The sequence below is a fragment of the Exiguobacterium sp. s28 genome (assembly GCF_018618135.1).
Taxonomy (GTDB): Bacteria; Bacillota; Bacilli; order Exiguobacteriales; family Exiguobacteriaceae; genus Exiguobacterium; species Exiguobacterium mexicanum_A.
The window spans coordinates 19,530-33,229 of sequence record NZ_JACSLL010000013.1 but is presented as its reverse complement, the minus strand read 5'-3'; the positions used below and the strand labels follow the sequence as shown (position 1 = coordinate 33,229).

Genomic DNA, 13,700 nt, shown 5'->3' with positions numbered 1-13,700 from the left:
TAAACATTCAAAATCATTCATTATTTTTTGGATTGTCACAATTATAACATAAAAAACGGTCACTTAGTGACCGTTTTTGGTGGTTCGTTATCGTTTCATCAACCAATCGTTCAATTGATGGATGAGTTCGGGATGGAGCGGTGCCTCGATGGCGTCCCGGTATTCCTTATGGAGCGTGAGGAGTGAGTGCGGACTCGTCCGCTCGACGAGCAAGTGGTTCATGTCGTGAATGATTTGGCTGTCGACGTCCCCTTTCGTCCGAATCGAATGGACGTGCTCCGGTGGGACTTGGACGTCACGGTCGCCGGTGATAGCGAGCACGGGAACACGCACATGTTCGAGCCGCTCCCGGACGTCATAGGATGCATGCTCGCGAATCCATTTGGCGTTGACGACTTGCCCGCGGTATTTGAACGCGGCGACGTTCGTCCGCAGTGACCGTTCGAGCAAATCGTCTTGACGTTGGCGAACTTTTTTCGGCACACCGGTCAACCGGTAAAACATCCCCTTCAGCCCTTTGACCGAAGCGATTTCTTTCGCTAACGCATCGGCCTGGTGGAGAAACATCTTCTTCGACGAGTCGTTAAAACCGGCGAGAAGAATCAATCCGGCCGCATTCGTATCGAGCTGGACTGCCGGCGCGATGACGGCCCCTTCGCTATGACCGAGCACATAGACTTCGTGGACGTCTGGCTCACGCTTAATCGCGTTGACGACATCGATCGCGTCGGTCACCAAGTCATGCAGCCCGACTTTATTGAAGTCGCCGTCCGATGCACCGATGCCTTGCTTGTCATAGCGGTAGACGTTGACACCCATCTCGAACAGCGCCTCCGCCAATTTTTTATACGTATTGAACTGGACTGGCCCGACGTTCCCGTCCCGGTCGCTCGGTCCGCTCCCGCTGAGCAGGACGACCGTCTTCCGGGGTTGTTCGTGGGTCAGCCATGTGCCAGCCAATTGTCCATAATTCGTTGTCACGTTCAGTTGTCGTTCCATTATATCGCCTCCCCTTTCATCATACCGGACATGATGTCGTGTATCGAGCAAAACAAAAGGTCGAGTTCGTCTGATGTTTCGACGTTTTGGAGCAAACTGTTAAAGAGATGAATCTCTCGTAACAAATATGATTATACGAAAGGATAATTATTCCATTTGTCGAAAGGTCTGGTTATGATTGTGCGTCTAATTTACGTCACGTAGTAATCGTTTACTGGAACTTCAATTTCAATCAAGGAGAGGAATACAAGAATGCTAGAGAAAATAGTAAGACATAGTTGGAATCTCCTATCTGGTTTGTTCGTCTTGTTAAATTCGGTTGGGTTGACGATTGGCCGAGCCGTTTTTGCGGAAACGGATACCCCACATTATCGATGGTACTTTATGTTGTGGTTCGTATTATGGACAATCGGTTTCTTATTACAATTTAGAGAGCGGACGAAATGGATTGGTTTGTTGATTACGTTTATTCCAACGGTTTTTTATCTGCTTCTTGTACTGCGAGCGATGGAACTTATATCGTTTTAAATGCATCTGTTTAAACCATTATGGGATTTTGATTGATTTCGGCTTACACGAAAAGAAATGGGCTGAGATGGCCATCAAGTTTGTCGTCTGGTTCAACGCCATCGCATTATCCGTTATCCTCTTATTCATTGGACTCTCCCTCATTGCATGAAAAAGGCGGCCACTCGTTTGAGTGGCCGCCTTCCGTTGATTATACGCCTTCGTATGCAGCGTACATGATCTCTTTCAATTCTTCGACGAGCGGCATTTTCGGGTTGGCCGTCGTACATTGGTCTTCGAACGCGTCGACTGCCATCTTGTCGACTTTCGCGTCGAGGTCCGCTTTCTTGATGCCTTGGGCTTTGAACGAGAGCTTGATGTTCAAGCGCTGACCGAGCTCGATGATCGCTTGGATGAGCGACTCGACGCCTTCTTCCGTCGTGCTAGCTGGAAGTCCGAGGTAGCGCGCGATTTCAGCGTAACGCTCGTCGGCGATGAATGACTCATATTTCGGGAACGCCGCGAGTTTCGATGGGCGTGTCGCGTTATAGCGGATGACGTGCGGCATGAGGATCGCGTTCGTCCGTCCGTGTGGGACATGGAACTCGCCACCGATTTTGTGTGCAATCGAGTGGTTGATACCGAGGAACGCGTTCGCGAACGCCATACCAGCCATTGTCGATGCGTTGTGGACTTTCTGACGCGCTTCGGCGTCACTGCCGTTCTCATACGCTTTCGGGAGGTAATCGAAGATCATCTTCATCGAACGAAGCGCGAGTCCATCCGTATAGTCGTTTGCCATGACCGAAACGTACGCTTCGATGGCGTGTGTCAACACGTCCATACCTGTATCAGCCGTGATTGAAGCTGGGACCGTCATGACGAACTCAGGGTCGACGATGGCGACGTCCGGTGTGATTGCATAATCAGCAATCGGGTATTTGACGTTGCGTTTCTTATCTGTGATGACCGTGAACGGTGTCACTTCAGAACCCGTACCTGATGTTGTCGGGATGGCGACGAACATCGACTTGTTGCCGAGTGTCGGGAACTTGTACGTCCGCTTGCGGATATCCATGAATTTTTGGCGAAGGTTCGAGAACTTCTCTTCTGGGCGTTCGTAGAAGAGCCACATGCCTTTCGCGGCATCCATCGGTGATCCACCACCGAGTGCGATAATCATGTCTGGTTGGAAGTGACGCATTGCTTCGGCACCACGCATGACCGTCTCGACCGATGGGTCTGGCTCGACTTGGTCGAAGATGCGGTACTCGACACCAGCCGGCAAGTTTTTGACGACTTTATCGGCAAATCCAAGTTTGACCATCATTTCATCTGTAACAATCATCGCCCGTTTTTTCGATGTGAGCGATTGAAGGTATTGAACCGAGTTTTTCTCAAAGTAAATCTTTTCAGGGACTTTAAACCATTGCATATTCACGCGACGTCTCGCCACCTTTTTCACGTTGAGTAGATGTTTCGCCGTCACGTTCTCAGAGACGGAGTTTTTACCGTACGACCCACAACCGAGTGTGAGTGATGGTGTCATTTCGTTATAGAGGTCACCGATCCCGCCGTGTGCCGTTGGCGAGTTGACGATGATGCGGCAAGCTTTCATCCGGAGTCCGAATGCGAGGATGGCGTCGTCGTCTGTCGAGTGGATGGCTGCCGTATGACCGAGACCACCGATTTCAAGCATCTTCTCTGCGATGGCGAAACCTTCTTCACGCGATTGGACTTTGTAGGCTCCGAGTACTGGGCTAAGTTTCTCGTGTGAGAGCAATTCTGTCGCGCCGACCGTCTCGAGTTCGGCAATCAAGATTTTCGTATCGGCCGGAACGCTAAGTCCAGCTTTCTCGGCGATCCAGGCTGCAGGCTTCCCGACGATTTCAGGGTTTACCGCACAAGAGTCTGTTTTAATGACGAGTGTCTCGAGTTTTGCTTTCTCTTCTGGTGAGCAGAAGTAGCAACCGAGCGCCGTCATTTCGGCTTTCACTTCTTCGTAAACTTCTTGGTCGACGATGATCGCTTGTTCAGATGCACAAATCATCCCGTTATCGAACGTTTTCGACAAGATGACGTCCGAGATGGCACGTTTTACTTTTGCTGTCTTGTCGATGTAGGCTGGAACGTTACCAGGACCGACACCGAGGGCCGGTTTACCAGTCGAATAGGCTGATTTGACCATCGCCGCACCGCCTGTTGCGAGGACCATGGCGACTCCTGGGTGGTTCATAAGTGCTTTCGTCGCATCGAGTGACGGTTTTTCAACCCATTGGATCAAATGTTCCGGTGCGCCGGCTTCGATGGCTGCGTCACGAAGGATGCGGGCCGCTTCACTTGAACACTGTTGTGCCGACGGGTGGAAGCCGAAGATGATCGGGTTACGTGTTTTGATGGCGATGATTGCTTTGAACATCGTCGTTGATGTCGGGTTCGTGACCGGTGTGACCCCGGCGACGACACCGACTGGTTCCGCGATGTACGTGATGCCGTTTTGCTCATCGTCTTCGATGACGCCGACCGTCTTCTCACCACGGAGTGAGTTATAAATATATTCTGTCGCAAAGATGTTTTTGATCATCTTATCTTCAAACACACCGCGACCAGTTTCTTCATATGCATGTTTCGCGAGTGCGACGTGTTGTTCGAGACCGGCTAGCGCCATCGCTTGAACGATCGCATCGATTTTCTCTTGATCAAACGTCATTAACGTGTCGAGCGCTGTATGTGCTCGTGTGACGAGCGTGTCGACCATCTGTTCTGCTGATGTTTCCACTACTGCTTTCTCTTTAACTGCCATGTTGGGTTCCTCCTCATGAATGAGAGCTTATACTGCTGACTTGATGGAGAGCACGGGGCGATCAGTGGTTTGATAAGAGTTTGTGCTTTCCTTCACATTCATAGAATACAACGTTTCCGACAATTTGTGCGTGACAACAATGTGAACTCTTTCACAATATTTTTTTGAAGAATGAGGATAGGTCTTGCTTTTTGATAGGACGCTCAGTAAAATCGTATGCGTTTTCATGAAAAAATGAAGTCTTACAAATGTAAACGCTTACATATATTGTGACGCCCGTTTGTCTGATGTGCTGTGCAATTTGTCACGCAACAAGGATTGGTCGTCCACCCCGCCCTCGGTCGTGTATAATGAAGAAAGAACCTAATTAGGAAGTGACATGACTATGCCGAGACAAGACGCAGCCGATCAGTTCGTAAAACTGATCCCATTAATCCGCAGGAAGTTGTTACGCCGTTCCGACCTCCCGCAAATCCCAAACTTGAACTTTTCCCACTTTCATCTCCTCATGTTGATTGAGGATGAAGGCGCCGTGACGAACGGACACATCAGCGAGACGCTATCGATCGCCCCGCCGAACGTGACGCCGCTCATCACGAAGCTCGTCGATGAGGGCTACATCACCCGCGTGCCGGACGAGCGTGACCGCCGTGTCATCTGGAACCAGTTGACCGACAAAGGTGAGCTCGTTCTTCGCGAGCGTCGCGACTCGTTTCGACGCTTGTTCGAGGACCGCCTCGCTTTTTTAGACGAGGAAGAGACGGATCGATTGATCGACAGCCTGAAGACGTTGACGGAGATCGTCGAGAAGATGGATAAGAGCGAGGGATGATTTTTACTCGTCAACATCCACGTCTTCTTATATAATCGAGGATGAATCAATCGAACAATGGAAAGAGAGATGACATGTAATGGGTCGTAAATGGAACAACATTAAAGAGAAAAAGGCTTCAAAAGACGCCAATACGAGTCGCATTTATGCGAAGTTCGGCCGTGAAATCTACGTAGCCGCCCGCCAAGGGGAACCAGATCCAGAATCAAACCAAGCGCTCAAGTTCGTCGTTGAACGGGCGAAGACGTACAACGTCCCACGCGCCATCATCGACCGCGCCATCGACAAGGCGAAAGGCGGCGACGAAGAGAACTTCGATGAACTCCGCTATGAAGGGTTCGGACCGAACGGCTCGATGCTCATCGTCGACACGCTCACGAACAACGTCAACCGGACGGCGTCTGAAGTCCGCGCCGCTTTCGGCAAAAACGGCGGCAACATGGGTGTCAGCGGATCGGTCGCTTACATGTTCGACGCGACGGCCGTCATCGGTGTCAGCGGCATGTCTGCTGACGACGTACTCGAACTCATGATGGAGCACGACCTCGACGTTCGCGATGTCATCGAAGAAGATGAGACGATTATCGTTTATGCGGAACCAGAAGCGTTCCATGCCGTCCAGACTGCTTTCAAAGCTGCAGGCATCGAGACGTTTGAAGTCGCCGAGTTGACGATGTTGCCACAAAACGAGATCGCCCTCGACGACGAGTCGAAAGAACAGTTCGAAAAACTGCTCGACGTCCTCGAAGATCTTGAAGACGTGCGCCAGGTGTACCATAACGTTGAATGATCATGAACGAGCGATAACTTTTCGGAGTTATCGCTTTTTTTGAACAATCGATTTGACAACCCGAAAAACGTATGTTAAATTTCAAAAGTCTTTATCATATTAAAGTGATAACAAGAGAAAGAGTTTTGAAAGAAAGGTGTTGGAATTGATGAATGCTGTCTTATTAGCTGTTATCGTATTATTCGCTCTCGCGATCAGTCGAGTTCACATCGTCTTGTCGCTCATCCTCGCCGCCGTCGTCGGTGGTCTCGTCGGAGGTCTCGGGTTCAATGAGACGTTGACCGCCTTCAGCGACGGTCTTGGCGGAGGGGCTACCATCGCCCTCAGTTATGCGCTACTCGGCGCGTTCGCCGTCGGTTTGTCAAAAACAGGGCTCCCAGACGTCCTGGCTGAAAAGTTGATTGGCATGTCAGGCCGCGACGTCACCGGTAAGAGCGTGGCGCGCGTCAAGGCGTTGTTGCTATCGTTCCTCTTATTACTAGCAATCAGTTCGCAGAACGCATTACCGATTCACATCGCGTTCATCCCGATCGTCATCCCGCCGCTCCTCGTGCTCTTTAACGAGTTGAAGCTCGACCGCCGGCTCGTGGCGACGATCCTCACGTTCGGTCTCGTCACGCCGTATATGTTACTTCCGGTCGGATTCGGCGGCATTTACTTGAATGAGATTTTGCTACCAAACGTGGAAACGAACGGCATGGCCGTCGGTGATGTCAATATTGTCAGCATCATGGCCATCCCAGCCCTCGGGATGCTCGTCGGTCTCGTCACCGCCTTCTTCCACTACCGGAAGCCGCGGACGTACGATACGATTCAACTCGGGCCTACTGATTACGAGATTCGGACGTTGAGCCCGCTCAAAATCTGGCTCACAGCTGCCGTCGTCCTCGTCGTGCTCGTCGTTCAACTTCAGACCGAATCGATGATTGCATCGGCCGTCTCAGGACTCATCCTGTTGACGCTGCTTCGCCTCATCCCTTGGTCAGAGGCAGACGACATCTTCACGAGCGGGATGCGCATGATGGCTTTCATCGGCTTCGTCATGATCGCAGCGAGCGGTTTTGCCGCCGTCATCCGTGCGACCGGTGCCATCGATCCGCTCGTCAGTGGCGCAAGCGGCATCATGGGCGACTCACAATTTGTCGCCGCGCTCGTCATGCTCCTCGTCGGACTCGTGATCACGTTAGGAATCGGTTCGAGTTTCTCGACGATTCCAATCATCGCGGCCATCTTCGTCCCGCTTTGCATCCAGTACGGTTTCTCGGTCGAGGCGACAATCGCCATCATCGGGACGGCCGGTGCGCTCGGTGACGCCGGTAGCCCAGCGAGTGACTCGACACTCGGCCCGACGAGTGGCTTGAACGCCGACGGTCAACACGACCACTTGCGTGAGACGGTGTGGCCGACGTTCCTTCACTACAATATCCCGCTCATCATCTTCGGTTTGATTGCCGCCATGGTATTGTAATCACTTCCGATTGCGCCGCGCGTAAATCGTGCCGAGCAAGACGAGCACGAGTAAGAACCAAATCCCGGTATACATGAGGATTTCGATAATCATTGCTAACTCCTCCTAAATATCCATGTAAAAAAGGAGCGACATCGCGTCGCTCCTTTTTATGATGAAGTTTTTAGCTGTTGTTGACAAGTGTTCAAGTATCCGTCGACGGTATCCGCGACTTCGCGGCCTTCCCGGATCGCCCAAACGATCAAACTTTGTCCCCGTCTCGCATCCCCTGCGACAAACACACCCTCGACGTTCGACGTGTAGTCATGGTTCGCCTCGATGCCGACTTTCCGGAGCTCTCGCTCCGGTCGTTCGAACCCGATGGCGACAAGGACGAGATCGGCTGGATACGTCTCGACCGACCCGTCGACGACAAAGAACGTCCCCTGTCCGTCGGGTTTGATGATTTTCTCCATCCGTTCCGTCTCAATCCCGACGACACGGTCTCCATCTTTGATAACCCGGTTCGAACGAATCAAATACGTGCGCGGGTCGTGGTCGAAATGTTCAATCGCTTCCGCATAAGCGTAATCAGTCGACAACGTGTCCGGTTGAAGCGGCCATGGCCGCTCCGGCGCCCGGAACATGCCTTTCTCCGGGTGTTTCCCGAACTGCGTCACCGACTTGGCGCCTTGACGAATCGCCGTCGCCACGCAGTCCGCTCCCGTGTCCCCGCCACCGATAACGATGACGTCTTTCCCGTTCGCGTCGTATCGAGCGTCGAGCGATTTCCCGCCGAGCACCCGCGTCGATTCCGTCAAATAATCCATCGCCGGCTCGACACCTGTGGCATCATCCCCATCGATGCCGAGCGTCCGTTGTTTTTGAGCCCCTGTCGCGAGAATGACAGCATCGTACGTGTGACGGAGTGACTCGATCGTCACATCGGTTCCCACGTTGACGCCCGTCTTGAAGCGAATCCCTTCTGCCTCGAGTAGCCGTACGCGACGACGGACGACGTCCTTCTCCAGCTTCATGTTCGGGATGCCATAGAACAATAGGCCGCCCGCCTCATCCGCTTTTTCATAAATTGTGACCGCATGGCCGAGCTGGTTCAATTGATCGGCCGCCGCGAGTCCGGCCGGCCCGCTGCCGATGATGGCAACACGGTGTCCGGTCCGTTTCTTGACATGGCGTGGCTTGACCCAACCTTCCTCGAACGCGCGGTCGATGATCGTCCGTTCGATCGATTTGATCGCGACCGGATCCTCGCTGATGCCGAGCGTACACGACCCTTCACACGGGGCCGGACAGACACGCCCCGTAAACTCTGGGAAGTTGTTTGTCTCCATCAATCGTTCGTAGGCCCGATACCAATCTTGATCCGAGACGAGCTTATTCCATTCGGGAATCAAGTTGTGGATTGGACAACCAATCGTCTCTTGACCGATCATGTCCCCGACGTGACAGAACGGGGTGCCGCAATCCATGCAACGCTCGGCTTGTTTGACGATCGGTCCGTCTTCCATCCGTGAAGCGTATTCACTGTAATCATGAATCCGTTCAAGGACGGAACGTTCTGGCAATGTCTCCCGTGGGATATCGATAAATTTATGTCTCATGCTCCCCCTCCTTCAGTCACGACGCGGAATAGTTCGAGGGCGCGGTCGGCGTCACTCAATTCCGGACGCGTCGCCTCGATGTGACGCATGACGTCAAGTACGTTCGCATAAACACGCGGTACGACTTTGACGAAGCATTTTCGTTCTTGCTCAAACGCCTCAAGTACGGCTCTCGCTTTCACACTGTCCGTATGGAACTGGTGCATCTCGAGCAACGCGTAAATCTGTTCGGCATCTTCATCGGTCAACTCTCGATCAATCGAGACGAGCTCTTCGTTGACAAGTTGTTCGTACGCCTGGTCCCCGTAAAGATAGGCGACTCCGCCCGACATCCCGGCCCCAAAGTTACGACCGACCGTACCGAGGACGACGACCGTCCCACCAGTCATGTACTCACAGCCGTGATCGCCGACGCCTTCTGTCACAGCGACCGCACCCGAGTTACGGACGGCAAATCGTTCTCCGACATGACCGTTGAAGAACGCCATCCCAGACGTCGCGCCGTAGAGACAGACGTTCCCAGCGATGACTTGTTCGCTCTCTTCAAACGGGGCATGTTTCTCGGCGATGACGGCGAGTTTTCCACCACTCAAGCCTTTCCCGACGTAATCGTTCGCGTCACCGATGACCGAGATCGTGATCCCGCTCGGCAGGAACGCCCCTAAACTTTGGCCGGCCGATCCGCTGAGGCGAAGTGAAATCGTATCCTCGGCGAGACCGACGTTGCCATGCACTTTCGTCACTTCATGCCCGAGCATCGTCCCGACGGCGCGGTCCGTGTTGCGGACGCGGCCGACGAAGAACGTCGGTTGGAGCGACTTGATCGAGCGTGATACGGCCGGGATCAATTTTCGGTGGTCATACGACTGATAGGCCGGATGCGGCAGCTCTTCTTTTTCCGGCAACGCTGTCGGAATCGATAGCATCGGTGCCAAATCAAGTGTTCTCGCTTTCGGATGTTCTTGTTTCCAGACGCTTTCCTCTAACAAGTCGGTCCGGCCGATGACGTCACGGAGCGATTTCGCACCGAGCGAGGCTAAAATCTCTCGCACGTCTTCGGCGAGGAACGTCATCAAGTTGACGACGTGTTCGGGTTTGCCCATGAACTTTGCGCGCAAGGCCGGGTCTTGTGTGGCGACACCGACCGGACACGTGTCGAGGTGACACGCCCGCATCATGATACAACCGAGCACGACGAGCGGCGCCGTCGCGAACGCGTATTCTTCGGCGCCGAAGATGGCGGCGAGGACGATATCACGCCCGGTCATGAGCTTACCGTCGGTCTCGAGCGTGACGCGGCCCCGGAGTCCGTTCAACGCGAGCGTCTGATGCGTCTCGAGCAGACCGAGCTCCCACGGGAGTCCCGTATGCTTGATTGATGTCCGTGGTGACGCCCCGGTTCCTCCGTCATAGCCACTGATGACAATCGTGTCGGCGTTCGCTTTGGCGACACCGGCCGCGATCGTCCCGACGCCTGACTTCGAGACGAGTTTGACGCTGATTTTCGCGTTCGGGTTGACGTGCTTCAAGTCGAAAATCAGTTGCGCCAAATCTTCAATCGAATAGATGTCGTGGTGCGGCGGTGGCGAGATGAGTCCGACACCTGGGACCGAGCCGCGCACTTCGGCGACCCATGGATATACTTTGTTCCCTGGCAATTGTCCACCCTCACCTGGCTTCGCACCTTGCGCCATCTTGATTTGAATCTCATCGGCGTGATACAAATATTCGGCCGTCACACCGAAACGACCACTTGCGACTTGCTTGATGCGACTGACGCGTTCACTGCCGTCCTCATCAGGTGTGAACCGATTCCGGTCCTCCCCGCCTTCCCCTGAGTTACTCTTGCCGCCGATTTGGTTCATGGCGATGGCGAGCGTCTCGTGCGCCTCTTTCGACAAGGATCCGAACGACATTGCTCCCGTCTTGAAGCGGCTGACGATCGAAGTGACCGACTCGACTTCATCAATCGAAATCGCATCTTGTTGTTTGAACGCGAACAATTGACGTAAGAATTGGCCTGACGACTCGTGGAGTTTGACGTAAGCGTCATAATACCGACGCTCGTTCTCGCGGCAGGCCCGCTGGAGCAAATGAATCGTCTTCGGGTTAAAGGCGTGCTCTTCCCCATCAGCGCGCCACTGGAAATCGGCTCCGGCCTCGAGCGGTCGTTCCCGCTCGTAGGCAGCTTCATGCTGGCGGCGCGACTCTTCTTCGAGTTCAGTGAAACCGACACCGGACAACTGTGATGTCGTCCCGCGGAAATGGCGTTCGATCAAGGCACGGTCAATCCCGACCGCCTCAAAGATTTGGGCCCCACGGTAACTTTGTACGGTCGAGATCCCCATCTTCGACATAATCTTGACGATGCCATCGACCGATGCCGTCTGATAGCGGCGAACGGCTTCTGTGAACGAGTATGGCAGTTGACCGGCCTCGACCGCCTCGGCAATCGTCGCATAGGCGAGATACGGATAGACGGCGTCAGCGCCGTACCCAATCAAGGCGGCCGCTTGGTGCACTTCACGCACTTCGCCACTCTCAGCGACGAGACTGCACGACGCGCGAAGATTGACGCGAATCAAATGTTGGTGGACGGCGCTCAAGACGAGGAGCGACGGCATCGCCAGCAGGTTTTCGTTCATGCTTCGGTCTGACAAGATGATGACTTCAGCCCCATCGCGGACGAGCCCTTCGACACGTTCGAACAACGTCTCAAGGGCAGCCTCGAGGTCGTGTTCGTATGTCGTCTCGACCCGTTCGACGCGAAGCGTCTCGTTCACTTGTTCGACCGCGGCCGCATCAAGGAACGGATGTTTGAGCCAGACGCGACGCGCATGACCGCGACCGGTGTGGACCGGGTTCGCGAGTGGTCCGAGCCACGTGAACGTGGCCGTGACGATCTTCTCACGCAATGCATCGATTGGCGGATTCGTGACTTGGGCGAAGTGCTGTTTGAAGTAATGGAACAATGAGCGTGGCCGTTCAGACAAGACCGCGACCGGTTGGTCATGACCCATCGAACCAATCGGGTCTTTCTTCTCAAGGATGAGTGGGACGAGATATTGTTCGATATCTTCTTTCGTGTAACCGAACGCCCGCTGTTTCCGGTGCAGTTCGGCGACGAACGGCTCTTCGACCGGAGACTCTTCAAGCTTAGTCATCTGCTTCAACCATTTACCGTACGGCTCGGCTCGCGCGATCGTCTGTTTGATTTCCGCGTCAGGGATGAGGCGTTTCGACTCTAAGTCGATCAATAGGAGCTGGCCTGGACGAAGTCGCTGTTTCGACTTCACGTTCTCGGCTTGTACGGGAATGACGCCGCTCTCAGACGACAAGATGAGTTCGCCATCAAGCGTCTCGATGTAACGCATCGGCCGTAGTCCGTTCCGATCCAAGATGGCGCCGATTTGACGGCCGTCCGTGAAGACGACACCAGTCGGTCCATCCCAAGGCTCCATGATCGATGAATGATATTGGTAGAAGTCTTTTTTGAACGGATCTATTTTCACTTCTGCGAACGGCTCAGGGATGAGCATCATCGCCGTATGAGCGATGGAACGTCCGGTCCGTGTGAAGAACTCGAAGGCGTTATCGAGCATCGACGAATCGCTGCCCGTCTCTTGAAGGACTGGGAACAGCTGATTCACGTCCTCGAACAAATCGGTCGATGTCACGCCTTCGCGCGCTCGCATCGCGTCGATATTGCCGCGGAGTGTGTTAATTTCTCCGTTGTGCACAATCATGCGGTTCGGATGGGCCCGCTCCCATGATGGGAACGTGTTCGTCGAGAAGCGAGAATGGACGATACCGAACGTGCTCTTATAGGCCGGCGCCTGCAAATCGAGATAAAATCGCTCAATCTGTTCAGGCGTCAGCATCCCTTTATAGACGATCGTCTTCGTCGATAAACTCGGCATGTATAGATTCAAGTCTTCGGTCTTCTCAATCGTTCGTCTGAGTTGGTAGAGTGTCCGCTCGTTCGAGTCGTAGTCTGCGAATGGGCAAGAAACGAACCATTGATAAATCGTCGGCTGTGTCACCCGGGCGTGTTCCCCAATGGCCAAACTATCGACCGGGACCTCACGCCAGGCGATGGTCGCATAGTCAAACTCATCGGCAATCGCTTCCATCTGCCGTTGCTTTTCTTGCAGCCGTGATTCGTCAGGTTGGAAAAAGACCATCCCGACCGCGTAGCGACCTGGTGTCGGCAAATTCATCGTCTCGAGGAACAGTTCGTGCGGTAGCTCGGTCATGATCCCCGCGCCGTCTCCGGCATCGATGACGCCTTGCCCGCCCCGGTGTTCCAGCTTACAGAGCATCGATAATGATTTACTGACAATGTCGTGTTTCTTCTCTCCGTTTAGGTTGACATATAGCCCAATGCCACATGCGTCTTTTTCGAATCGTGAATCGTACAAGCCTGTTCGCTTCATCGAATCAACCCCTCTCTCTCGATCTTGTTTCATAAATTTTATTTTGTTCTAAATATTCTGATAAATCAAGGGTCTTGTATACCATTCTGCATAATTCACGTCCACCACTATATCGATGTAAGCGGATTCATTAGCGTTATCAAGCAATTTTTGAAAACATGTTATAATGCATAAAGAATAATTATCCATAAAATATATTGATATATAGGTTCATAAGAACTCAAATAAATTCGCAAAAAAGCGGTAGTCTATTGAGCTACCGCT

Annotated in this window: 7 protein-coding genes; 3 read left to right on the top strand and 4 right to left on the bottom strand. The window is 53.3% G+C overall.

Annotated features, from left to right (window positions below; all coding sequences use genetic code 11):
- Positions 1–87: 87 nt before the first annotated feature.
- Complete coding sequence (locus KNP78_RS12585) at positions 88–999, bottom strand: alpha/beta hydrolase (protein ID WP_214797730.1); 912 nt, start codon at positions 997–999, stop codon at positions 88–90.
- A gap of 718 nt (positions 1,000–1,717) precedes the next feature.
- Positions 1,718–4,309 (bottom strand): bifunctional acetaldehyde-CoA/alcohol dehydrogenase, encoded by a 2,592-nt coding sequence (gene adhE / locus KNP78_RS12580; RefSeq protein WP_034777460.1) that lies wholly within the window; start codon positions 4,307–4,309, stop codon positions 1,718–1,720.
- A 385-nt stretch (positions 4,310–4,694) separates the two neighbouring features.
- Between adhE and KNP78_RS12575 the strand changes: the two genes are divergently transcribed.
- The 3 genes from KNP78_RS12575 (at position 4,695) to KNP78_RS12565 (ending at position 7,399) form a co-directional block, all read left to right on the top strand.
- Positions 4,695–5,141 (top strand): MarR family winged helix-turn-helix transcriptional regulator, encoded by a 447-nt coding sequence (locus KNP78_RS12575; protein ID WP_034777458.1) that lies wholly within the window; start codon positions 4,695–4,697, stop codon positions 5,139–5,141.
- 79 nt (positions 5,142–5,220) lie between these two features.
- On the top strand, positions 5,221–5,931 hold the full coding sequence (locus KNP78_RS12570; RefSeq protein ID WP_034777456.1) for a YebC/PmpR family DNA-binding transcriptional regulator: 711 nt from the start codon (positions 5,221–5,223) through the stop codon (positions 5,929–5,931).
- A 148-nt stretch (positions 5,932–6,079) separates the two neighbouring features.
- A complete protein-coding gene (locus KNP78_RS12565; protein ID WP_214824578.1) occupies positions 6,080–7,399 on the top strand; it encodes a Na+/H+ antiporter family protein in 1,320 nt (439 codons plus the stop codon).
- Between the two features lie 149 nt (positions 7,400–7,548).
- Here KNP78_RS12565 and KNP78_RS12560 read toward each other — a convergent pair whose 3' ends face one another.
- Together KNP78_RS12560 and gltB are read right to left on the bottom strand one after the other, a co-directional pair.
- Positions 7,549–9,000: a glutamate synthase subunit beta gene (locus tag KNP78_RS12560; RefSeq protein WP_214824576.1), complete on the bottom strand. Its 1,452-nt coding sequence runs from the start codon at positions 8,998–9,000 to the stop codon at positions 7,549–7,551.
- On the bottom strand, positions 8,997–13,436 hold the full coding sequence (gene gltB, locus KNP78_RS12555) for a glutamate synthase large subunit (protein WP_214824575.1): 4,440 nt from the start codon (positions 13,434–13,436) through the stop codon (positions 8,997–8,999). The genes KNP78_RS12560 and gltB overlap by 4 nt, the downstream gene beginning before the upstream one ends.
- Positions 13,437–13,700: the final 264 nt, after the last annotated feature.

Coding starts and splice junctions, on each gene's coding strand:
- KNP78_RS12570 (WP_034777456.1), top strand. CDS start 5,221: ATGGGTCGTAAATGGAACAACATTAAAGAGAAAAAGGCTTCAAAAGAC.
- KNP78_RS12565 (WP_214824578.1), top strand. CDS start 6,080: ATGAATGCTGTCTTATTAGCTGTTATCGTATTATTCGCTCTCGCGATC.
- gltB (WP_214824575.1), bottom strand. CDS start 13,436: ATGAAGCGAACAGGCTTGTACGATTCACGATTCGAAAAAGACGCATGT.
- KNP78_RS12575 (WP_034777458.1), top strand. CDS start 4,695: ATGCCGAGACAAGACGCAGCCGATCAGTTCGTAAAACTGATCCCATTA.
- KNP78_RS12585 (WP_214797730.1), bottom strand. CDS start 999: ATGGAACGACAACTGAACGTGACAACGAATTATGGACAATTGGCTGGC.
- adhE (WP_034777460.1), bottom strand. CDS start 4,309: ATGGCAGTTAAAGAGAAAGCAGTAGTGGAAACATCAGCAGAACAGATG.
- KNP78_RS12560 (WP_214824576.1), bottom strand. CDS start 9,000: ATGAGACATAAATTTATCGATATCCCACGGGAGACATTGCCAGAACGT.